Raw genomic sequence first — 24,327 nt, 5'->3', positions numbered from 1 at the left:
AGGGGGCTTTATTGTTAAAAGTTCGATTCGTCAGTCTCTGAGGATTCCAGAGGATCTTTAGTACTGACAGCATACTCTTTAGCCTTAATTGCAAAGGGGAAAGGCAATGGTAGAACAACGTCATTTGCAAAATAAGGCCAGCGACTCCTTAGAGAATGAACAAAGTAGGCTAGCTTGTCCTCTGCGATTTCTGGGTGGTGAATAAGGACTATTTCTAATATTCTGGCTTTTCCTGCTTGCCTATTGCCATTATCAAGGCGAAACTGCCATTTGCGTAATATGTCTTGTTCAGTATTTAGACCCTTTCTGATACTAAGGTAGAGCGATCGCTCCCCATCATCACATACATTCTGCCATCGATAAACACCACTGGTTCGACTACCGGGAGAATCTTTAACAATAGCGACTGGCACTTCACCATTATCTGCAACTCGTAAGCGCACAATCCATAGGCGATTTATTTCTTCTTGTGAAAGGTGCTGTTTCAGCGTTTGTAGTGGGTCATTACTTAGTAGATTTTTGTTTTGTAGCCAGTTGAGCGTTTTGCGGGCATTTTGTGCTTCTGCCATGAATAGCACACGCGGGGATTTATTATCAGTAATTGGAGTATTTAAGCAATCTTGCAAACATTCAGCAACAAATTTATTGATTAATCTTTGTTCTTTTGTTTGCTCCTTGCGCTTTTTTTCCTCGTCAAGTTCTTCATTACTTTCATCATAAGAGTTGGAGTCCCAGTCTTCATCAGAAAGGTGTGCGAGTCCGACAGGATATGATACCCAACCTTGTTTATTAAATAAGTCAGGTGTTGTTAACTCTACTTTTGCTGTAAATGGATTAACTCTAATCATCAAAACAACAGTTTTGGGAATATTTTCAGCATTTGTTTTGCGAGTGCGACGTAGGACATAAAAGCACGTTAACCAGACATCAGGAGTAATACCATCTTTTTTAGGATTGATTAAAGGAGTATCAGGTAAAATTCCAAATTGTCTAAGTAAGTCTGATACCGCTCGTTTTACTGGTTCTAAACCAGATTTTTTCAGCTTTTCCGGGTCTGCTTTAGTGGTTATTCGGTGGATGTGTTGATTGAGATAGCCTGCTTTCATTGCCCCAATTCGCCACGCCAGTTTAGGATCGGCTTCTGATATGAACGGTTTAGGTCTAATTTCGATTAAAGCACCACTTAGTTCTTTAGTTTGGGGTAGAAATGCAGTAATCTTGTTGATGCGTTCTGCTAATAAATTAGGGCGTTGCTGTTGATAAGTTTTCCTCAGTTCAGAGAAATTTTTAATTTCCAGGTCTTGTGTGAGGTCGCTAACGTGCTGAGTCTTGATGCACAGGGAACCGTAGAAACCTTGATAGATATTTTCTATTTTTGTGGGTGATAAATACAGTAATTGGCAAATTTCAGCAATCAGTGCATCACGACATTGTGGAGTTTCCCACAAAACAAGTATAGTACGGAGGGGATTTTCAGTTTCACGAAAAACTGCTGGTGCTACTAATTTTGGTCGCAGCATTGGGGTGTGTGAATGATTTGGGTCGTCAGATTTCTTTGCTTTTTTAGGTTTATTAGATTGGTTTTCTTCGTCAGCAAGCAGAGGAACAATTTTCTTTTTGGGTTTTTCTGAAGGCCAGAAAATAAAAACGTTACCTGTCACCCTCTCAGCCTCACCCACTCTTTGAACAGGGAGACGTGCTTCAATAGCTTGATCTAAACTAGCCAAATCCTGTGGACTGACACCAGCGTAGCAGGGTGGATCTCCTAATTTAGAAGTGTAGGCGATCGCAGCTTGGATACCATTAGGAATTGTGTTGACACTTGACCAGTTATGATTTGGGTTAGAAACGAAATTATTTGCGTCAGGAAGTTGAGAGTCATTGAGAGAAAAAAGATTGCTGATGGCTTGAGGCCATTTCACTTCCTTTCCATAACGGTTCATCATTAGTGGAATAAAACAAAAGGGTTGGCGTTGACCATCTAACCACCGACGGTTATCACCAATATGAGCTTTCACACCTGGATAAGGTACATATTTCAAAGGTTTAGTCAGCCAACGTCGAATTGATAAATGATGATAAACAATAGGTTTTTCGCGCCAGGGAACGGTTTGCAAAACAAACTCAATGACAAATGAAATGTAAGCTGTTTCTGTTGTTTCTTTTCCTGTTGTTACCGTAACTTGACAGGGAGGCCATGACATCAACTCAGCACCTTGGAGGCTCACCACTCGGTAAAATATCAGTTGATACTGCTCATCGACACCAAAGGAAACTGTTGGATTTTGGAGAAACTCCTTGGCAAGGTAATCTGGAATAGCTTGGTAAAGGTTGCTTGTTTCAACCTTATCTTGAGGATGAAGTAAATCATAGATTTTTGGCTCTTCCCAGTGCCAATCATCATTATTCAGATTTGCAAGCTGTGACTCAACATCTTCTAAAGAACTGAATTCTTCAATCAACCAATCTTTGATATAGTTACCCAAGTCAGAAAGGTCTGTGGTTTCTGTTGCTAACAACCAAGGTACATTGCCTCTCTGCCAGCCATTACGCACAGTCTTGATAATTTGAGGGAAGCTACCAACTATCAAAGGGTCAAGAGAATAAACTGGTACAGCTCGATAACCTTGACCTCTGAATCTGGCACGCTGTTGAGCAAGGTTGTTGGCGACTTGTCGCCACGCAGTAGGAACATAGATTGCAGAGAGTTCGCATGTTGGATTCGTTGCAGTAAGTTCCCAAGCACCAGGAAGAATAATTTTAGTCATAGTTTAAGTTTCTTTGTTGCATTTGTTGAAGTGCGTTCAAAAAAGTGCCATAAAGCGATCGCGCCAAAACATCCTCGCCTTCGATATAGGGTTCCAGCACCTTGATGATGGCAACCAAAAGTGAAGTGCTTTCGCTGTCTTGTTCGCCAATGGCTGAATTTGGGGCAAATTTCACATCGATAAAATGGACTACTGCTGGTACACCACCACGCACCAAACGCCCGATGATTTGCCAGATACTCACTAACTGAGTCCAGCAAAGTACTGATCGCTCCTCTTTTGTTAATTGCTTAAAAGCCCATGCCGTGTAGTTCAGGTTGACCATTTCGGCAGCAGCATTCTGGTAAAAGATATCTGCAACCTGAGTTAGGGTTAGGTTTCCCAATATTGATTGAGCTTCTTCGTAAAGAGTGGAGTCTTTTTCGTGCTTAAGCGCCCAAGCATTGAGTTGCTGAACGGTAGATTGCCAGCTATCAGGTATTGGCATAGGTCTATTGAGGAACAGGACTGCACCGAATGCGGCTTTACCTTGAGCATTCAAGATATTGTGACCCCGTTCTAGAGCCATCAAAGGAGCAACTACAATTTGAGTGGGTAAATGTTGTAAATTCCGAATTTCACTCCGAGGAATACCATGAAGATGAGCGGGAGCATTGTCACGCCGGAGGGTAGCAATACCGTCATCATTGATGTTTACGTCGAAACGGTAGCGCGATTGTAAGATAGACGCGACCCATTCGGACTCGTCATAGCTACCTACAACAATCAAGATGCGATCGCGATCGTTCCACCATTGGGGTTGCTGTTGTTTTCGCTGTGATAAATCCTGAAATACCCCATCAAGAAAATTCTCTGCACCTCTTAGTGAGTGGCACATAGCCTCGACCATTTCTTTAGCAGCAAGTTTGCGTTTTGCAGGTGGTAATCCTGATAAAGCAATATAGTTCGCTTCTCGATTCTGTTTGGGACTAAAGAAAAATTGACTCTCAGTTATACCTGCCTCACCCGTTCTAGGTTGCAGCAACACGGTAGGTTTTATGTTGATGTGATAGGCTGGCGAACCAGGAGCGTAGCTAGTACCTGATATCAGAACAGTATGTGGGCCTTCCCAGCCATCAACTGCGAACAGTTTTGGGAAATTTAACAGTAAAGCACGACCTACACCCACATAGCGGAAATAGTCCAGTTTGCCAGCATTTTTATTGCTACGTTCTTGCTTATATAAAAAGCCTAGAATATTTCCTACTGGTGATTCTGGTAAAACTGGGAGAAAGTCTTTTGGTGGGCGATGCAAGAGGTCTTGGTTCAAATCGTGCAAGTTCATTGCCCGACCAAGATCGCTCAAGTTATCAACTAAAAAACCTAGTCGGTTGTCGAGTATGGTAGTTAAAATCGCAAACTGAAGATTTCGGATTAGTTCCTCAAATTGAGCTTCATCTGGTAGAGAAATACTGTGATTTTCTAACCATCTTTCGCACCACGGGGTAATTTCAGCTAATGCTTGACGATCGCTTTCCGCAGTCAGTATTGTCAATGCCAAATCTGAAAGTTCACCACCACGACGGCGGTTAAGCGGATATTGCAAAAATCCGTCTAGTTCGTCCATCATTTGTTTGCGGCGGCAACGTTGTTCTGTGGGAGCCAAATCTGCTTCAATGATGCGTTTACGCCGTTCTTCCATGATTTGTTGGCGAGTTAGCTTTGGTTTCCCTGAAACAGTAATGTTGGGAGGATCAACGAGGTCACGGATAATCCGAGCAAATAGAGAACGACCTGTAAACGGAAGTGGCCCCAACCACGCAACCAGTTTAGAGTGGGTAAGGAGTAGATGATAGATGCGGTTAGTAGCATTTTGGGTGTGGTAATGTGCGCTTGTCCAAGCAACAACGCGATCGCCTGCCATGTCACCGCGATCAGAATTGTAAATCGTGGCAAGATTCAGTCCGAGTTTATTTAAAAATGAGTTTCCAGAAGCATCAACTAAGACTTCATCAGGGGCAAACTCTTCGTCAAATTGAATCTGTATGCGATCGGCTTCGTCAACAAAGAGATACTTGCATTCTCGATAAACAGCCTCAGCAAAGGTCAAGTCTTGTTCAAATCCCTGGCGGGGTACACGAGTATGAATGAAACTAGCAGGAGTGAAAATCCAAACTAAGGCTGTAGCAATATCATGTTCTAAATGGTGACGTGGACATTTGTAATAAAAGGGACAAGTATATTGTTTATAATCGCTTTCTTGCAAGTCTTCATCATCAGAATCATCATTCTCAGCTACAGAAACTTTTTGATAAAGCTTGTGACAAGGTTCATTACCAAATTCCCACTTCTCTTCTGATTGCACTAAAGCTAAAAGTGGGCAGACTGGACTAAACCAACGCCATGCAGGGTGCATCCCTCCCTTAGTAAGTTCCTGACCCTCACTTTTGAGAATTGGTTCATAGACTTTTATCAATTGTTCTTGGCGGTTACTACCCAGCACTGGTGCAGCAGGAATTTCTAATTTGTGGCAAAACAAAGAAGCGAGGCGAACTGCAGTAGCTACATCATTCACCATCAACCCACAGCGATATCCTTGTTTAGCCAAGAGGTAAATCAGAATTTCCAACAGCGTAGACTTGCCCACATTCAAAAGTCCAACAATGTGGATCAGCCCCTCAAAATTCAGCTGATTACCCTGATGGAAATTATCTGATTCAGCATCGTATAGCTGGAAGAGAATGTTTTCCAAGCGGTTATGATAATTTTCTTGTTGCCCAAACTGAGATAATTTATCGTCCATTTCTTGGGCAGCTAGTAATAATTCCTCACGGGTGATGCTATGCGGTGGATTCTGCTCAGTCCGTGTGCGGTGAAGGGATACTAAAGATTTGGTGGCTATATTAGCGACTTCACTGGGAATATCAATAGGAATCTCTACTGGGGAGTTACCTTTTTGAGAAATCTTCGCATACCATCGCCCCTCAGTCGCTAAGTTGACTTTTCGTGGTCTGTGCCGTGGGGTGTTTAATAAGATTGGGCGATATACATTCTGTAAACGAGTTGGGTAAATACTGGATGGAATAAGTTGAGGAACATTCCTTGCCTCTTCAAGGCTGTAGATTCTAATAATTTCAGGTAAGTTGATGTACTCTTGAAGCACTCGTAGCCATTGTCTACCTTTGCGCTGAATCAAATAGAAACGAGCATTTTGTATAAGTTGCCAGTTGCGATCGCTTTGTAGTTGTGCAACTGGAAAGCGATATCCTTTCAACAAAGCTTCCACAGAAGTTGCGGGTTCTTCTGGTGCTACTTCCTGAAGTAAGGTTAATCCCAATTCCACATCAGCAATGAGTTGGGCAAGACGCTTCATTTCTCGCTGACGTACTTTAGCATCTGCATTATTTAAACTAGATGCTACATACTCTTTTAATTCATCTGAGTTGCGGAGTTTTTTGCACAGATCCTTGCGCCAGCTAACAATATCACGCATTATTTTTCTTCCCTAAAATTGCTTGGGCTTGAGTGATGATTTCGCTAAACAAACGCAAGCGCACCCCCTCAAGTTTGGGTTCTAGTTGTTCGCGCACAACCTTTATCCGCAAAAAGTCTTCACGTTCATCTGGAAAAACTACAAAAGTTTCCGTTGCATCACGCCGATACTGCACCTTTTGCAAACGTTCTTCATCTACAGATGCCCAATCTTTGAAATCAATTGCCCAGCGAACTTTGCGCGGGAATTCTACAAGTAAGTCAAATTCATCGACAAAAGGCCAGAGAGTAACGCGTAAACCCAACTTTGTCAGTTCTTCTTTAAGTTGAATTTCCCAAATTCCTGGCAGTGTGCCATACAAATGCACGCCTGGCGTAACAGCTTTCCAATCCGCTGCTTTTTCTTTAAGAATAGGTGGCAATGGTTGAAGTTTTTTGGTTGCACAAAGTTTTTCACACCAAGGGTTACGGCAGCTATAAGTACCATCAGGGCGTTGGCGTTGCACATACTTGCAGCGCGGACACAGATGATAGACGTTGCCCTCTGCTAACTTATCCATATCGACATAGATTTCTAGCCGCGACAATAACTCGCGCAGTGGTCTGAGTTCGGGTAAACGTAGCTGTTGGCGATATTCTGAGTAATGAAGAGTGGGTTTAGGAATGATTAGTAGTCGAAAAGCCCGATAGGCATCGTTTAGCTGATTTCCCCGACAGTATTCCAGTACATCTTTCAACACTGACTCTTGTACCTGCGCCACCACATCATTACCCGAAACTTGCCATTCTCTAGCAAAATCGGAAACTACTCCGTCTTCTATAACGCTGACATCTGGTGAAAGGTATTTAATTTCTTGAGCTGGTTTCCAGAAAGTAATAGATGTTTCCGCCCAATCAAAAAATTGCGGTAGGTTCTCTGGGGCTTGTTCTCCCCGCAGTAACGAAGTTAAGTACATACGGGACATACCAATGCGGAGGGCTTCAGGTACTTGATTTCGCTTTTCTAGCTCTAGTTTTTCCCACTGCATCACGCCAGTAGCTAAATATCGCAGAGTGTCTGTCACAGATATTTGTAGAGATGGTGTCTCTGATTCAGATTGAAGGAGGCGGAGGCTGCGGGCGCTATGGTCATCCCATTCAACGTCTATACCGCGCATAGTCTGCAACCACTTCTGAACTGTTGCTTTCTGACGCGGTTGCATTCCGAGTTCTAGACACAATTCCTCCAAAGTTGGCCCCTGTTTATGGATTCTAAACCATTGCTCAAGTGCATCGAGAATTTTTTGTCGGTGTTTAGTGATTTTCATGGTTCACCCTGCTACTTAGGAGAAGTGTGACACCCAGCAAGCTTACGTGTCAATAAAGTGTTTCTATGTTTCTACTAAGTTTCTAAAGTTTCCATTTTTGCAATATTGAATGGAAATCTTCGGATATGTCCCTCAATACCCAACTAAGTACAAATCACCATAAAAATGAGTCAGATTCTGTTTTTTGTAGCTTGAGTTTTGTTCTTCAATCCAACTGCCAATTTGGATTTTTGACCTTTATTAACGGGACTAAAACATTTTTGAAGGAAAAACAAGTCTCAAACCCATGTATGGTAAGGGAAATACACCAAATGCTCAAAAATAGCCCAAACTCAGATGTATTAAGTTAAGCAAAACGATGTCAAAGTCTTTCTGTATAGAAATTTGAGGTTCTTTTTTGGGTTTTTTGTCTAAGTCCCATTAATGACGATGCGTACTAAGAGATAAAATTGCCCAGTCTATTTTGTGATTAATTCATTACCGATCCACTTGCACTCAGTATGACTGATAGGTATTAGGTCAGTCATGCATTTTTCAGCATAAATAGCTAGTTTTTGTTGCAAAAGCTAAAGATTATTTACCATTCAACAGTTATATAAAAAGCAAAAATAACCTGTAACAGAGAGGTTCACAAAATCATGCGTACAAATACTGAATTGTGGAGTTCGACCCCTGATAAGTTCAGTGAAACGACGATGGCTTATTCTGCCTTGACTAACGAAAATAATTACAGCTTAGAAGAAAATATACGCAACTCCATTTGCTCAGAAATAGGAGTCACAACAAAGGAATGTATATGGCAACAAGTGAGTCCTCTTTACGAACTGATGGTATAGAATTATTACACTTGTACCACCAGAATCCTTCTATTAAACTTCGTAATAAACTTGTACAGTTACATACTGGCTTAGTACGGAAGATGGCTCATAAATTCAGCCATCAATGTAATGAACCTTATGAAGATTTAGAACAAATCGGTTATTTTGGTTTAATTAGGGCAATTGAGCGCTTCGACCCAAGCCAAGGATATGCTTTTAGTTCCTTTGCTGTACCATATATTCGCGGTGAGATGCTGCACTTTTTGCGCGATCGCAGTACTCTATTAAAAATTCCTCGTCGTTGGCAAGAATTATATAATGAAGGACAAAAGATTCGCAAAGACTTATCAATCTCTTTAGGTCGCCCGCCCAAGGATGCTGAAATTGCCAGCCAACTTCGGGTATCGGTGCAAGAGTGGCAGGAAACTAAGTTAGCTGCTCAAAACCGGATGCCCTTGAGTTTAGATGCAACTGCAGTTAACTATGTTGATTGCCAAATAACCTTGGGTGAGGCACTTCCTTGTCCTCGTTCTCATGTGCTTCTCCAACAAGAAGAAGAACGCCAACAACTCCAAGGCGCAATAAATATGTTGGAAGAAAAACCCCGCATGGCAGTTGAAATGGTATTTTTGAAGGAACTTTCTCGCAAGGATGCTGCTAAAAACATTGGTACTAGTCCAATGACAGTAACGCGCTATCTCCAAAAGGGAATTCAAGATTTGATTTGTTATTTACAACCACAGGTAATGCCCACTGGCTCGTAGTCATTAGTCAATGGTCAGTGGTTAGTAGAAAAGCAACTGACAAATGACAAATGACAAATGACTAAATTATCTAGATTTTAAATCAGCGATCGCACCTTTGGTCATGGCAGCAATAGCTTGGTCTGTCGCTTTCGGCAAATGATAATATTTACCGCCTGCTGTTTGCGATAATTCTTTAGCAAAGCCCGTGGACACAAATTTACTTTCTGTATCAATTACTAATAGTTGCATCCCCAAAGCTCGGATTCTGGCAGCAATTTCTAATAATTCTCCTTTGATATCTGGCTTTTCTCCTGGTTCTAGCTGTTCGCCCAAAGAACGCGCTAAGGGAATATTACCCCTTCCATCGGTGATTGCTACAAGGACAACTTGCCCAATATCTCCACTCATCTGAGCATTTAAGCCGACGCGCACAGCTTGAGTTAAACCATGCGCTAGGGGCGAACCCCCACCACAGGGCAACCTTTCCAAACGGTTACGCGCCAAAGCAATAGAACGTGTTGGCGGCAATAGTACCTCTGCCTGTTCTCCTCGGAAGGGAATTAATGCTATTTGGTCGCGGTTTTGATAAGCTTCTGTCAACAGTTGCATCACCGCACCTTTAGCCGATTGCATTCGATTCAAGGCCATTGAGCCAGAAGCATCTACCACAAATACTACCAACGCCCCTGCTTTACGTACCAGGCGTTTCGAGCGAATATCAGCCTGTTCGACAATAACTTTTCTATCTGGGTGTCTTTCTCTTCGTGCTTTTTGATAAGGAGCCGCAGCTCTGAGGGTAGCATCTACTGCAATGCGTCGCGCTTTCCCCTTGGGCAACATTGGCTTAATGTAGCGTCCCCTGTCATCAGAAAAGATGACGCTGCGACTACCAGATTTACCTTGCCGCTTCGCCATTTGAGTAAAGTAAAGCACGGTGTCATCAAGAATTACCCCTTCTGGATCGAAAATGAATTCTTCCGGGATGCTAGGGGGTTCTTGCTCTTGATTTTCTTCCTGTTCTTCCTGTTCTTCGTCTTCCTCTTCTGATTCGTCTGGGGGTTCTTCTTGATTCTGTGGTGGAGGCGGAGGCGGAGGTGGTGCTTGTTGTTCTGGTGGTGTCTGCACAATTGTGGCGCGTGGCACTATTACCAATTCCACAGCATGGCGCAAATCTTCGGCATTCACTGTTGTTCGTCCCTCTAAAGCCGCCGCCGCCTTCGCAACCCGCGTGGCAAATAACTCGGCGCGATGTCCCTGAACTCCGCCGCGAATCGCTTCATCTACTAAGTAGGCAATTTGTTCGTGGGTAATGGTTACTTCTTTCAACCATTCCCGCGCCAAGATGATTTGGGTTTTGAGCGAGTCTAAATCTTCGTTGTACTGCTGAAGAAAATCTTGGGGAGATTTAGAATAGGCGATCGCTTGATCAACTGCTGCTACTCTTTGATCTAAGCCGAGTACACCGTCAGCAGAGAGTGCGATCGCAATTCTATCTAACAAATGCTCTCGTAATCCGCCTTCTTCTGGGTTGTAGGTGGCAATGAATAGGGATTTACACGGATGCTGAAAACTAATCCCTTCCCGTTCGATCTGGTTGCGTCCCTCAGATAATACTGTTAAAAGCTGATTTGATATTTGGTCATCTAATAAATTAATTTCATCTACGTACAGTACACCCCGGTTTGCTGTAGCGAGTAATCCGGGCTGAAAAATAGTATCACCTTGCTTTACCGACTTTTCCACATCTACTGAACCGAGGAGTCGGTCTTCGGTGATACCTAGAGGAATTTGCAAAAAAGGCGCAGGGATAATTTCGACGGGAACATCTTGAATGTCTTTGTCTGCGTACTCCGCCAAAAGTTGATCGTCCCAATCATCTGGGTAGTTGGGGTCACAATTACTGATTGAGCCTTTGACAACTTCAATCGGCGGTAGTAGAGCGTGGATAGCACGAGCCATTACAGATTTTGCCGTACCACGACGACCTGCGATCGCTACTCCCCCCAAACCAGGATCGACTGCCGCTAACAGCAAGGCTAATTTTATTGCTTCTTGACCAACTACGGCTGTCAAGGGAAAAGCAGTGATGGTGGGATTGATAGTAGGCGCAGGCATTGTTTGCTTTCATAGCGAGTCTTGGCCTTTAGCATACCAATTTCTGACACATTTAGAATATAAGTGCGATCGCTTCCAGTGGGCGGTTACACCATCGCATTTCCTTTGGGAGGAAGATTTATGAGTATTGCCCAAGCTAAACGCTTCACACTAGCTGAATACCACAGGCTTGGAGAATTAGGCTTTTTCCATGAAGATGACCACATTGAATTAATCAACGGGGAAATTATTGAAATGGCATCCAAAGGTACAGCCCATGAAACTTGTTTGCGAAACTTGTTGCGGGAACTTCCAAAACTTGTAGGTGATAGGGCAACTTTGCAATGTCAAGCTCCGATTGCTTTGCCACCTAATAGTGAACCTGAACCGGATTTTGCTATTCTTCAAAATCGAGATGATAATTATCTATCTGGTCATCCTCAACCTGATGAGGTGTTATTAGTGATGGAGGTTTCAGATTCTTCTCTGGATTATGACCAACTTGTGAAAATACCTCTCTATGCTAAAGCAGGTATTACTGATTATTGGATATTCAATTTATTCGATAATTATTTGGAAGCTTACAGTGAAGCATATCATAATAATCAAGGTAAATATAGTTATTTAAATAAACGAATTATTTTATCGAATCAAGTAATAAATTTTCCTTGCTTCCCAGATTTATCTCTTGATTTAGTGAGGGTGTTTCCGCCCAAACTGAATTTTTAAGCTTTGCTATAGCAATGAGATAAAATTCAGTCATCAGACCAGGGAGTAAGTTTTATGGCTTATAGTGATTTCAAACTTATTGAAATTATTGATTCTTTTGGGTTAATTATCCACGAGTCATCTGGACTATTTGCAAATGTGCAGGAGCAAGAAAGCAGTGATTTATTATCTACTATACTTAAAGAAAATGTTGATTTAGCGGTAGCGATAAGTTCGGAAAAAGCTCGAAGTGAAATGATAATCAGTCCAATTTTATTAGAAATTAGACGTAAATTTAATTATGAAATAAGTTTGTTTTCTGGAATTGATTTTACTGTTGATAGCCAGCGAGGATTAAACGGATTTTGTGATTTTATTTTGAGTCTTTCTTCGGAGCAGTTGCTTGTACGTAGTCCGGTAATTGTCCTAGTAGAAAGTAAAAATGAAAATTTGAGGTCTGGTTTAGCGCAATGTATTGCGGAAATGGTAGCTGCTCAGTTATTTAACGAGAGAGGTGGAAATCAAATCAAAGCTATATATGGTGCTGTTACTATCGGTACAATCTGGCAATTTCTCAAGCTTGAAGGAGATGTAGTTTCGATTGATTTGAGTGAATATTATATTAAGGATGTTAAGAAAATTTTAGGTATTTTGTATAGTGCGATCGCGCAAAGTAAGCCGTAAATTATTTATTAACTATAATATTTGTTTAAATAAATGATGGCTTTGAGAAAATACCATAGATGATTTTTAAACTTGATGGATATGGGCGATCGCTTTGACGAATCTTCATAAATAACTATATTGACAATCCAGCATCATTTATACTAAGGTATATCCAAGACAGCAAAATAACCGCACTCTAAAGCGCAGGTTTTTGGTGTTGTCTCAGCAGCAGAATTCCTAGTTTCCTGCCGAGCTTCGTGTCATCCCTTCGGCTGAATATTCAGCCCAATGTCAGGTCAACTGATTGACTAGACTTTCAACGGTAAGACAAGATGTTTGGGTGGATTTTCAGGGGAAAGGATGACGCAAAACTTGGTAGGAAGCCAGGAATTCTACGGCTGAGACTTGAACCAAACCAAAGCGACGGTAGATAGCTTTATTGCAGGAAGTACTTTTTGAGTACAAATTCTTCATATAAAGCTATGCTGCTGATTGAGGTGTGATTTTTTAATGCTGTCGAGCAAAAATCACAATTTTTAAGGTAAGAATATGGCTCGACAAATAAGCTTGCAACAATATTTAGTTTCAATGTATTGGGACTATCAAAATATCTCAGACCCAAAAATAGCCAAGGATTTGTTACTATTTGCTAGTTCACTAGGCTTTATTGCCAACCGAAAAGTTTATAGCAATTGGTGTGAAGGAAGTAAAGCTAAATCAGTTCTAGCAAGCCTGGATTTTGACTGTATCCATGTATCTCAGAAATTTACAAATGCTGTAGATTTTAAACTTGTCATGGACTGTGGTTGCGACAGTTCAGATATAGTTATCCTTATTTCTGGAGATAGCTATTGTGAAATTTTAATTGATTCTTTACATCTCAAGGGTAAAAAAGTGATAATTTTTGCTCATGAGAAAAGTGCAAAAATTAGCTTGAAACATCTCGCTGATATGTTCTACTTTGTCGATGATTTGCCTAAGTTAGTTGAAAATAAGACTCAGTTTAAAACCACTTCACTGGATGCAAAAATTAATTACAATGAGGCTATAGAATGCTTGACTAAAGCTATCACAACTACTTTAAGTCAAGGCAAACGTACAGAATTTGGCTACATTGACAAATTGATGCGTCAGCATTGTGTTAGTTATCAAGGGTTTTCCTCAATACATACACCTGATGGCAAGAAGTTTAAAAGCTTTGGTCAGTTTGTTGATGCTGCTGTCAGGGATTGTAAAGTCCAAAAGCAAGGTCATAAATTGTTTTTAATGGAGTTAGACAAACTAGCTGCCTAAAATAGCTTTTAAAAACCCAGTTTTTTACTCAACTGGGTTTTAGAAAAACCGCAAACTGCGGTTTTCTCATGTCTGAAGATAATCACACTTGTATAGTTTCCCAACAGTCAATTTACGCAACAAAACACAAGAGAAAAATGCACACACTTCTAATATTCCATGATGAAAAACTTCTACGCCGTGCGCTTACCCACCGTTCTTACGTCCATGAAAACCCCGGAGAAGGCGAACACAATGAACGCCTAGAGTTTCTTGGTGACGCTTTGCTAAATTTCTTAAGTGGCGAATATCTATATAGTTGTCACCCAGAAATGGGAGAAGATGAATTAACACGACGGCGTTCGGCGCTGGTAGATGAGAAGCAATTGGCAAAGTTTGCTGAAGAGGTAGGTTTAGACTTTAGGATGCGGTTAGGAAAAGGCGCAATTCGAGATGGAGGCTACCAAAATCCTAATTTGCTCAGTAGCACCTTTGAAGCAGTTCTTGGTGCTTACTATTTGGATAATCAGTCCAATATTGAAACAGTTCGCGCAATTATAGAACCACTATTTGATTCTGTAGATCCTAAGCATATAATTGTGTCTCGTTCTAATGTAGATTCAAAAAATCGCTTTCAAGAATGGGTGCAACGCAACGTTACTCCAAATCCCCCCAAGTATTTCACAGACCAAATAGGAGGCCCTTCTCATGCACCAGAATTCATCGCCAAAGTATTGGTAGATGAAAAAATTTATGGAGAAGGTAAGGGACGCAATAAAAAAGATGCAGAAAAAGCTGCTGCGGAAGATGCACTAGCTAAGTTGAAAAAACAAGGTTGGTTGTAGAGTTTATGGATTTATAAATTTTGAGAATTTTAAAATTAGAATCTTCCTAACACTAAAAAATCGCAAAAAAAATAAGGATGGTATACGCCATCCTCATTTTACTTTTTGTTACTTGACTCTTTTCTAGATACCATCAGGAAAAGAGTCAACTATTACAGTTGCGGTACGTACTGTTGCTTCTCAGGTACTTCAGCGTACTCAGCCACAATCTGGCGGAATTCTTCGCCATCAATGGTTTCCTTTTCAATGAGCAAATCTACTAAGCGATCGGTGACAGTGCGATGGTCACGGATGATCTTCTTAGCATTGTCGTAGCACTGCTCAACAATTTCCCTGACTTGTCCATCAATGCGGGAAGCGATGGATTCGGAATATTCAGATCGCGTTGTCCAGTCACGACCCAAGAATACTTCTCCCTGCTGGCTTTCTAACGACAGTGGGCCTAAGTCGGACATCCCAAAACGAGTCACCATTTGCCGAGCCATTCCCGATAATTGCTGCAAGTCTCCACCAGCCCCAGTTGTGACTTCCGCAGCCCCAAAAATCACCTCTTCGGCGGCGCGACCACCCAAAGCACCAGTAATTCTCGCTTTCAATTGAGAACGGGAAATTAATCCCTGTTCTTCGTTGGGCGTAAACCAAGTTAAACCCTGTGCTTGTCCCCGTGGAATCAGGGTAACTTTCTGTACTGGGTCATGGTCTTTTAACAAAGTCCCAACCAAAGCGTGTCCGATTTCGTGGTAGGCAATTAAGCGCTTGCTCTTGCTATCTACCAAGGGAGTGCCTTCCATCCCAGCTACTACCCGATCCACTGCATCATCAATTTCGCGGAGGGTGATGGCTTCTTTGCGTCTTCTAGCTGTCAGAATTGCTGCTTCGTTGAGTAAGTTGGCTAAATCAGCACCAGTAAATCCAGGAGTGCGGCGAGCGATCGCATCTAAAGATACGCTAGGGTCTAGTTTCTTATTTCGTGCATGGACTTGCAAGATTTCCAAACGCCCTTTGATATCGGGTGCATCGACTGTTACTTGGCGGTCAAAGCGACCAGGACGCAATAAGGCTGAGTCTAGTACGTCGGGACGGTTGGTAGCAGCAATAATAATGATGCCTGTATTACCTTCAAACCCGTCCATTTCGGTGAGTAATTGGTTAAGGGTTTGCTCTCTCTCGTCATTACCGCCACCGATACCAGCACCCCGTTGCCGTCCTACGGCGTCGATTTCATCGATGAAGATGATACAAGGGGCGTTATCTTTAGCTTTCTTGAACAAATCGCGGACGCGGGATGCACCCACACCAACGAACATTTCCACAAATTCCGAACCGGAAATACTGAAGAAAGGTACGCCTGCTTCGCCTGCGATCGCTTTTGCTAATAAAGTTTTACCAGTTCCAGGAGGCCCAACTAACAGCACTCCCTTGGGAATCCGTGCACCCACAGCTGTAAATCTTTCTGGCTGCTTCAGGAAGGTGACGACTTCTTGTAGTTCTTCCTTAGCTTCTTCGATTCCAGCTACGTCGTCAAATTTGACGCCCGTTTTTGCTTCCATTTGGAAACGCGCTTTGGATTTGCCGAAGTTCATCGCTTGACCCGGGCCGCCAGGGAGGTTGCTAGAACGCCGGAACAAAAAGAACAGCCCAGTAATCAATAAAACTGGAAAGATGAGATTGCCCAACAATCCCCAAATTGCGCCATCATTCCGCATGGGGTGAGCATCAAAACTAATCGCTTTCTCTTTGAGCTTGCTAATTAACTCAGGAGCGTTAACAGGCAAATCCACACGCCACCTTTGGACACGATTTTCCAGGTCTGGATCGCGGGCTTCTATAATTGCTGTCCTACCGCCTTCGTAAAGATCCACACTGCTGACGCGATCGCTGTCCAAGTATTCTAGAAAGCGACCGTAAGTCATGCGGGTATTGGCTGCATTCTTACTCATGTCGGCAGGCGCGCCTGCAAACGCTCCTTGCCAGAAGAAAAAGCCAATTACCAAAGCCGGCAACGTCCAGAGTGCTACGACTTTCCAAGAGAATTTCATTTTAATTTGCCTCTAGATGCCTATACAACTTGTTAGCTCTAGTAACCGAATGTTCATTACTCTGTCACTTTAAGCCTTAAACGGATGTTTATAAATCCATTTTGTTTAATTTGATCTCTTACATGCACTGCCATAAGGCAATTAGAGCATTATGGCGATGCCAACAAGAATCTTAATCAAAGTTAACTTAATTTTAATACAATATCGCACGAGAAAAGGGAGCGCAACGGGATGCAAAGACACGGAGAATTTCTCCAGAATGATCCTAGTGTCATTCAAGCTGCTCTCAATCATGATTCTGGGGGAGTGGGGGGGATGAGGGAGAATAATTTTCCCGTCTGCCCAATGCCCTACTTAACTTCTGTAATTTTTAGAGTGTAAGGAAGATACTTGCCTTTTTCGTAGGAACCAACCCAAATTTGGTAACTTCCAGGCAGCCATTCACCAACAATGCCAGCATTTTTGCCATCAAAATCGTCATTACACCAAGTACCACCAGGCCCTTTGATAATCATGGTGGTGTCTTCGGGACTTTGCACTTGCAGCTTTAGGTAGTCAAATTTACTTGTTAACGCTAATGTGTGGTCTGGTGTTTCATCCACAAATCCAGTACAAGGCCCGGTGGCTGTTTCGCTTCTCCCACCTACTTGACTTCCAGATAATGAGCCACCACTCATCCCGCGAACTGTCAGGGGGTCTGGTGAAAACTGAGGGCTAATGGTGACATCTCCAAATATCGTTGGCGCTTCCTGAGCATCAACCGCAGCATTAACTGTCGATATGATGAAGAGCGTAACTATCATGAACGATAATCTCATCCCTCTATTGAGCGCTTTTGTCGGCATTGTAATTACGTTCGCTTCTAAGTGTTTTTGAAGACATGAATTTTACACACCAAGTTCCCAACATGAGGAGAATTGACTAACTATTTTAGATGTGAAATTGAGAATAATTCATTAGTAATTAGTCAATGATTTCTTGTTTCCATAGTTGCTTTACCTTATGGATAGGGGCACACAAACGCGCGCCCCTAAAATCTAAAATATCTCTAAAATCTGCAAGTAATCGCTACTTAGCTTCCGTTATAGCTCGACTCAAGCGCGGCTTATCTAAACCAATCTGATTTAGTAGTAACCAAGATTGGATTAAGTCGGGGCCATGAACATCTCCAGTTAAAGCTGCTCGGAGCGATCGCATCACTAAGCCTTTTTTGACTTTTTGCTCTTTCACCACTTGTTTAATAATATCCTGGGCGGCGGCTTCTGATAGTTGCGGCTGATTTTCTAAAGCTGTGACAATCGCTTCCAGAACAGCAGTAGAACCTTCTTGCTTCAGTTGTGTACTGCCTTCATCGCTAAATTCAACTGTATCGCTCAAAAACAGTTGGCTTTGAGGTACTGCATCTACTAAACGAGTCAAACTCTGGCTAATTAAAGTTACTAGCTGCTCTAACCAGCGGCGTTCTCTTCCCCCATCAAATTTATAGCCCGCCGCTTCCCAAAAGGGGATGAGTAAATCTGTGAGTTTGTGTACTGGCGTATTGTGGATATACTGACTGTTCAACCAATCCAGCTTGTCCCAGTCAAACTTTGCCCCTGCTTTATTGACGCGCTCAAAACCAAATTCTTTAGCTGCTGTTTCTAAGGTAAATATTTCTTGCGTCGAGTCTGGTGGTGACCAACCCAACAATGTCATGTAATTTACCAAGCCTTCAGCAGTAAAACCCATTTGCTTAAAGTCAGAAATGGAAGTTACACCATCTCGCTTAGAAAGCTTGCGCCCTTCCATATTCAAAATCAATGGCGTGTGAGAAAACTCTGGAATTTTTGCACCCATTGCTTCATACAGCAAAATTTGCTTGGCAGTGTTGGCAATGTGGTCTTCTCCCCGGATGACATGGGTGATTTGCATATCGATATCATCCACTACAACGACAAAGTTGTATAAAGGTTGACCACTACCTTCTTCTGAGGCGCGGGCGATGACCATATCACCACCTAAATCACTACCTCGCCAAGACATCTTTCCCCGTACTAGGTCATTCCAGACAATTTCCCGCCCATCTTCGATTTTGAAGCGAATCACAAAAGAACGACCTTCTGCTTCAAATGCAGCGCGTTGTTCTGGGCTGAGGTTGCGGTGACGGTTGTCATAGCGAGGAGCTTCGCCTCTAGCTTTTTGGGCTTCTCGGAGCGCTTCTAGTTCTTCGGAAGTAGTGTAGCAGCGATAGGCTAATCCTCGATCTAGCAGTTTTTGTACTGCTTCTTTATAAAGATCCAAGCGTTGGGATTGGAAAAATGGCCCTTCATCCCAGTTAAGTCCTAGCCAGCGCAATCCTTCAAGAATATTGTCGGTGTATTCGGGACGCGATCGCTCTAAATCTGTATCTTCTATTCGCAGTATAAATTTCCCGCCGTGGTGACGGGCAAATAACCAATTGAATACAGCCGTTCTAGCTGTACCAATATGTAAATTTCCGGTTGGACTCGGCGCAATACGGACTCTAACAGTCACAGTTAATTCTCTCTTTCGCAAAGCGTGATAAATGTAGCTTATATTCAAACCCTGAATTCTGAGTCAATCCCTTTGGGGAATTCAAAATCTAAAATCACCGATAGTTCAGTTCGGTGATTTGCTACTCATAAATTTAGAACGGGACTGACGGGGCTCGAACCCGCAACTTCCGCCGTGACAGGGCGGTGCTCTAACCAATTGAACTACAGTCCCTTGTTTGGCAACTTTGCTATTATCGCTATTTTTTTTGTACTTGTCAAGTGTTTTGGAATTAGGAATTGTTTTTGCTTTGTATCTCCCAGGTGCGAATTATTCGTTAAAGAGAACGTGATAATACAACCTGTGGCTCTGATTCCAGATGCTGCAATATTCGAGATTGCATTTGTTTATACTGCTGTTTCAATAGCTGTTTGCTCAATTGGGGTTGAGAAGCGGGTGGTAGACTATGGCTCTGTTGCACCCAGGTTTTCAACATTTGCCGCTGAGTTGACTCAATGCGACTGCTGAGAACCTTGATGCAGGAATGTGGTGCTTCCAGAGTAAAGAAAATCAAAGGATATTGTTCATTTTCAGCCAGGAAACTTACCATCCTCAGATTTTGGGGATTTTGCATATCTAAGTAACACGGTAGCCACTTAGGAGCGAATTGCCGATTATAGAGTACAGTTACCCACAACAACATTGGGTGAGGCGATGTCACGAAGATAAACTGGTTGTAACGGGTAGAAACTGCATAGTTTTTGATTTCTTGTTTAGACAACATCAACCATAGCGCTGTTATAGATCCTTGTGGAGTGTCTAGAAGCTGGGGAAAAACAATTTCTTGAATTGGTTTATTTTGAGGCCACAAAAGTTGCCGATAGCTTTGTTCTACAGTGATTGGTAATGCAGAATTTAAGTGACTGCCAAGGATGGAGTTAGAGGCGAAATTTCTAGGTAAACTAGCACAATTAGACTGTTCTAAACTATTTAAGACTTGTAAAATTTCAGCGATATTTTGAGGGCGATCGCTGGCTTTTTTAGCCAGACAAGCCATAATTAAATTATTTAGCTTGTGAGGTATTTTAAGAGTAGGTTTAACATCTGCGATCGTTTTTGGCGTTTCAAAGTGATGTGCTTTATACCAAGCACCAAAGTAATCAGTTTCTGGTTGCCAAGGTTTTTTGCTTGTGAGCATCTCAAACATCATCACACCCAGGCTGTAAATATCAGAGCAACTATCTAATTTTTCTCCATCTAGTTGTTCTGGAGAACAGTAGGGTAAAGTGCCATTAAATCCGCTACTTGTACTAGCTGTTGATGCATAATTCAAAAATCTAGCAATACCAAAATCAAGAATTTTAACTAACTGACCCAATATCGGATCAGGAATAACTAATATATTAGCAGGCTTGATATCTCGATGAACCAACGGACAAATTTTGCCATCAATATTAATACCTTGATGGGCACACTGTAAACCCAAACAAATTTGACGAGAGAGAGTCAAAAACATGGGCAGAGGTAGCGGAATTAAATCCTTTAAATTCTTGCCACTTAGATATTCCATGACGTAGTATGGTTTTCCTTTCTGATTCACACCATAATCATACGCCCGCACTATATGTACGCTCTTTTGACTCAAGGCTGCACTCATTAAAGCTTCACGAGCAAAGTCTTGTTGCATCTTGGTATTAACAACAGTTTGAGTCAAAAACTTGATGGCAACTGGTGTTCCCCCTAGCAAAATATCATTTGCTAAAAAAACTTCCCCCATGCCACCGCTGCCAATTAATTGCTTGAGTTGATAACGATTGGCAAGCAAGCCCGTACTACTTGGAGATGTAAATAAGCTCTGATTCACTTTGTTTACCTCTGATGCTGAGTCCATTTAAAGTTAGCAATAAATATATAAAAATATTATTAGATAATGGTGGCAAGCATTTTGATTTTGATAGCAGACTTTCAACGACGTAATAGCAGTTTCAAAAATATTTCCAAGAATTTAGTCATCCAAGTTTTTAAACCGTCTGTCTCAGATTTTTGATGTGTGGCTAAGTTTCGTAATATGTCTAACTTCAGTTTTTCGTACTCTGTTTTCAGAATATTTTTGGCTTGACTAGTCAAAATTAGTTCATTTGACTGTTGACTCATATCTAACCAATCTACAAGTTGTTGACGCTGTTTAGCCGTGAGGTTTAAAGTCGTTACATGAGAGCAGTGAGTTGGATCTTCTAGGGGAAAAAATAGTAGATGATAGTAACCTACTTCTGCTAAACTACGTGCTATATTTTGACCTTTATTATCTTTTAGATCCAGAAAATAAGGTAGCCACTTAGTTGTAGAAGGTTGAGCGTCATATAGTACTGTTACCCACACTAGCATCGGATATACACTCATTTTACTAATAAATTCAGTACTATGTGTTTTATCTAAAAATCTTGCAATCTCTTGTTTGGACAACATTGCCCAAAAAGTTGGTATAGGTTTTTGAGGAGTTTGTAGTAAATGGGGAAACCCAATTGACGCAATAGGTTTATTTTTCGGCCAATTTTTCTGCAAACACTCTTTTTCTGATAATAAAGTTGCAGGTACTAATTGAACTGGAAGCGAGACTTGAAGAATCTCAGTGCTATTGCTAGGAATAACATCATTAACTTGAGCATTAACTTTTTCTAATCCTTCTAATATTTGGTTAATATTTTGAGGGCGATCGCTTACTTCTTTAGCTAAACAACTCATCAATATTTTTTCTAATATTTCTGGTATTTTAACTTGCGGATTTACTTCTTCAACTGTAGGTGGCATTTGAAAGCGATGAGCTTGATACCAAGTACCAAAGGAATTACTTTTTGTTTGAAATGGATGTTTCCCTGTCAGCATCTCAAACATTAGTACTCCCAAACTATAAATATCAGAGCGGACATCTAGCAGTTTACGCCCTTCCATGTGTTCTGGAGAACAGTAAGGTAAACTGCCAATAAAAGAGTCTGTTAGGGTCATCCCACTTCGCTCTGTTAAAAACTTGGCAATCCCAAAATCTAGTATTTTAACAATTTCTCCTTTTTTACTATCTTCAGTAATAAATATATTTTCTGGTTTAATATCCCTATGAACAATCGGATAAATCTCTCCTTTAAGGCTGATACCTTGGTGGGCACATTGTAAGCCTAAACAAATTTGATAACAAATCTCTAAAAACTTCGATATTGTTAAGGGCTGAATTTTTAGAATTTGTTTGAGATTTTTTCCTTGGAGGTATTCCATTACATAAAATGGAGTTTTATCCTCAGTGACACCATAACTTAAAATGCGAACAATATGTTTACTTTTGCGACCCAATTGAGCGCCAATAAAAATCTCTCTGGCAAAGCGTTGGGACATTTGTTGGTTTGCCAAACTAAGTGATAAGATTTTGACTGCGATCGGCATACCACCTTTAGCAGTATCTTCTGCTAGATAAACTCTACCCATCCCTCCTTTGCCAATCAAATCTCTGATTAAATAGCGATTATTTAAAAATTGTCCGATGTAATCATCTAATTCTGCTTTTTGCCCTACCATAATCTCAATTTTATTTTCTGGCATAAAAATCATTTATAAAAATCTTATTGGCAAAATACTTTAATTAAGTCTAGCTAATTATTAAATTTAAATCTAATAAATATCCGAATTTAGAGAAAATTAATTATATGCTGTAAATATGCTTAAGCTCTCTGCAAAAGCGACTAAACATTGTGTAACATATTTATTAAGGAGTACGGTTGAGAAATTACACGTAAACTATAAATAAGCTAAATAAAGTTACTTAGTAGATTCCGTGAATACACAGTAATAATCAGAAATAACTAAATAGCAGTCAAGCCGTGATATCTATGAGGGCTACGCTTATGCACTTTTACCTCTATACGGTTAAAGGTTAAAATTTGAGAGGAAACGGCGTAATAATCTAATTAGTGAATTTTCAATTTTAATTTTAAAGGCTAGTATTTGGGTGCGTTGCAGGGAGTTAAAATTATTATCACTGATGAGAATTAATGATTGTTGACCATCCAGTAGTTTTGGGCCAAGAGTTAAGCCTTCGATGTTGTCTAGCAGTACATCTAGTTTTCTCAAATCTAACAGCAGTTTTTTCTTAACTGGTTTAATATTTTTGGAATCAATTGCTAAAAGGCTATTAATATTATGAATATCATCGGCTCCTTCTAAAGAAACCTGAAACAGGGAAATAGCAAATCCTAAACCAGTAAAAGACCTTTCTAAACTTAAGAAATGTCCTTGATTATCGAGAGCAAGTAAATCAGGTAATCCACTAGCGAATTTGCCAATCAGATTCAAAAATGGTGTAACTGGTTCAGTTTGGTAAAGAAATTCCTTTTCTGGCTGATTGTTGAGCAAATTGTACTGCAAAATTCGGCAAGGACTACCGATATTAGGTTTAGCTGCGACACCATCTTGAATTAGAGCATTTTCGCTGGCTGTGAATAGATGCTTGTTATCGGGTGTGATGGTGAGGCTTTCAAAAGCCAAATTGTTGCGGATACCTTGTTGATTAGTTTTATCTGGTAAAAATTTGTTTGGGATGGGGAGTGTGAAAATTTCTTTGCCAGAAGATAGTGAAAACTCTTTAATAAAAGGATTAATTAATTTTGCAGCGTCGCCTTCAGAAGAAATGAATACAGTTCTTTTATTAGTTAGTGCAATACCTTCTGTATCTGTTTCACCAGGGCGAAATGTTTGACCATTTTCATTTAATAATGTGGTGACACTGACTGGAATAATTCCACCTTTTTGTAGAGAACCTTTGCTCAAGTCGATTTTCAAGGTGTAGAAACGAACGGCAGCTTTTTGACCACGATCGTCGGAAATAGCGTAATAGAGGTTGTTTTTGGCATTATATGTAATTCCAGATAAACCTCCGACTTCAGTTTTTTGAAAGATTAAACCTTTCGGGAGGGTGGCTTCACCGATAAATTTTATGCTACTGATTTCAACACCATTTGACGGAAAGTTTGTGAATACAAGGCTAATAATTATAATTGGAATCAAAAAGTAAATAATTCGTGGAAATGCAAAGATTTTTTTAATTATATGCATAGG

General features: G+C 41.1%; 16 protein-coding genes and 1 tRNA gene. 6 read left to right on the top strand and 11 right to left on the bottom strand.

Annotation, left to right across the window (positions count from 1 at the left end; translation table 11 throughout):
- Positions 1-14: 14 nt before the first annotated feature.
- From RMY63_RS05665 to RMY63_RS05655, 3 genes are read right to left on the bottom strand one after another with little or no spacing between them, the layout of a single operon-like run.
- Complete coding sequence (locus RMY63_RS05665) at positions 15-2,768, bottom strand: pPIWI_RE module domain-containing protein (RefSeq protein WP_322727760.1); 2,754 nt, start codon at positions 2,766-2,768, stop codon at positions 15-17.
- Positions 2,761-6,240 (bottom strand): hypothetical protein, encoded by a 3,480-nt coding sequence (locus RMY63_RS05660; protein ID WP_322727759.1) that lies wholly within the window; start codon positions 6,238-6,240, stop codon positions 2,761-2,763. Before RMY63_RS05660 ends, RMY63_RS05665 begins: the two co-directional genes overlap by 8 nt.
- A complete protein-coding gene (locus tag RMY63_RS05655; RefSeq protein WP_322727758.1) occupies positions 6,233-7,546 on the bottom strand; it encodes a Fis family transcriptional regulator in 1,314 nt (437 codons plus the stop codon). Before RMY63_RS05655 ends, RMY63_RS05660 begins: the two co-directional genes overlap by 8 nt.
- 638 nt (positions 7,547-8,184) lie before the next feature.
- Between RMY63_RS05655 and RMY63_RS05650 the strand changes: the two genes are divergently transcribed.
- Both RMY63_RS05650 and RMY63_RS05645 read left to right on the top strand, forming a co-directional pair.
- A complete protein-coding gene (locus RMY63_RS05650; protein WP_322727757.1) occupies positions 8,185-8,382 on the top strand; it encodes a hypothetical protein in 198 nt (65 codons plus the stop codon).
- A complete protein-coding gene (locus RMY63_RS05645) occupies positions 8,343-9,128 on the top strand; it encodes an RNA polymerase sigma factor SigF (RefSeq protein WP_229498888.1) in 786 nt (261 codons plus the stop codon). The genes RMY63_RS05650 and RMY63_RS05645 overlap by 40 nt, the downstream gene beginning before the upstream one ends.
- A gap of 66 nt (positions 9,129-9,194) precedes the next feature.
- Here RMY63_RS05645 and bchD read toward each other — a convergent pair whose 3' ends face one another.
- The gene (gene bchD / locus RMY63_RS05640; protein WP_322727756.1) at positions 9,195-11,225 is read right to left on the bottom strand and encodes a magnesium chelatase ATPase subunit D; all 2,031 of its coding nucleotides are present in this window, start codon (positions 11,223-11,225) and stop codon (positions 9,195-9,197) included.
- 120 nt (positions 11,226-11,345) lie between these two features.
- On the opposite strand from bchD, the gene RMY63_RS05635 reads away from it, so the two are divergent.
- The 4 genes from RMY63_RS05635 (at position 11,346) to rnc (ending at position 14,695) form a co-directional block, all read left to right on the top strand.
- On the top strand, positions 11,346-11,933 hold the full coding sequence (locus RMY63_RS05635) for a Uma2 family endonuclease (protein ID WP_322727755.1): 588 nt from the start codon (positions 11,346-11,348) through the stop codon (positions 11,931-11,933).
- A 54-nt stretch (positions 11,934-11,987) separates the two neighbouring features.
- Positions 11,988-12,596, top strand: a complete 609-nt coding sequence (locus tag RMY63_RS05630; RefSeq protein WP_322727754.1) for a hypothetical protein — start codon at positions 11,988-11,990, stop codon at positions 12,594-12,596.
- Positions 12,597-13,127: 531 nt separating this feature from the next.
- Positions 13,128-13,871 carry an NYN domain-containing protein gene (locus RMY63_RS05625; protein WP_322727753.1) on the top strand — a complete coding sequence of 248 codons (744 nt, stop codon included), beginning with the start codon at positions 13,128-13,130 and terminating at the stop codon, positions 13,869-13,871.
- A gap of 137 nt (positions 13,872-14,008) precedes the next feature.
- Positions 14,009-14,695, top strand: a complete 687-nt coding sequence (rnc, locus tag RMY63_RS05620; RefSeq protein WP_322727752.1) for a ribonuclease III — start codon at positions 14,009-14,011, stop codon at positions 14,693-14,695.
- A 152-nt stretch (positions 14,696-14,847) separates the two neighbouring features.
- Here the strand turns inward: rnc and ftsH2 are convergent, their stop codons facing one another.
- The 7 genes from ftsH2 to RMY63_RS05585 form a co-directional block, all read right to left on the bottom strand.
- On the bottom strand, positions 14,848-16,734 hold the full coding sequence (gene ftsH2, locus RMY63_RS05615; RefSeq protein WP_322727751.1) for an ATP-dependent zinc metalloprotease FtsH2: 1,887 nt from the start codon (positions 16,732-16,734) through the stop codon (positions 14,848-14,850).
- Between the two features lie 350 nt (positions 16,735-17,084).
- On the bottom strand, positions 17,085-17,579 hold the full coding sequence (locus RMY63_RS05610) for a hypothetical protein (protein ID WP_322727750.1): 495 nt from the start codon (positions 17,577-17,579) through the stop codon (positions 17,085-17,087).
- Positions 17,580-17,802: 223 nt separating this feature from the next.
- A complete protein-coding gene (gene gltX, locus RMY63_RS05605) occupies positions 17,803-19,248 on the bottom strand; it encodes a glutamate--tRNA ligase (RefSeq protein WP_322727749.1) in 1,446 nt (481 codons plus the stop codon).
- A 139-nt stretch (positions 19,249-19,387) separates the two neighbouring features.
- Positions 19,388-19,461 (bottom strand) — tRNA-Asp (locus RMY63_RS05600).
- A 103-nt stretch (positions 19,462-19,564) separates the two neighbouring features.
- Positions 19,565-21,091, bottom strand: coding sequence for a serine/threonine-protein kinase (locus RMY63_RS05595; RefSeq protein ID WP_322727748.1), 1,527 nt, complete (start codon positions 21,089-21,091; stop codon positions 19,565-19,567).
- A 101-nt stretch (positions 21,092-21,192) separates the two neighbouring features.
- Positions 21,193-22,815, bottom strand: coding sequence for a serine/threonine-protein kinase (locus RMY63_RS05590; RefSeq protein WP_322727747.1), 1,623 nt, complete (start codon positions 22,813-22,815; stop codon positions 21,193-21,195).
- A gap of 324 nt (positions 22,816-23,139) precedes the next feature.
- Positions 23,140-24,324 (bottom strand): esterase-like activity of phytase family protein, encoded by a 1,185-nt coding sequence (locus RMY63_RS05585; protein WP_322727746.1) that lies wholly within the window; start codon positions 24,322-24,324, stop codon positions 23,140-23,142.
- Positions 24,325-24,327 lie beyond the last annotated feature (3 nt).

This window comes from Nostoc sp. ChiQUE01b, from assembly GCF_034531255.1.
GTDB lineage: Bacteria > Cyanobacteriota > Cyanobacteriia > Cyanobacteriales > Nostocaceae > Nostoc.
This window is presented reverse-complemented; position numbering and strand designations above follow the sequence as displayed.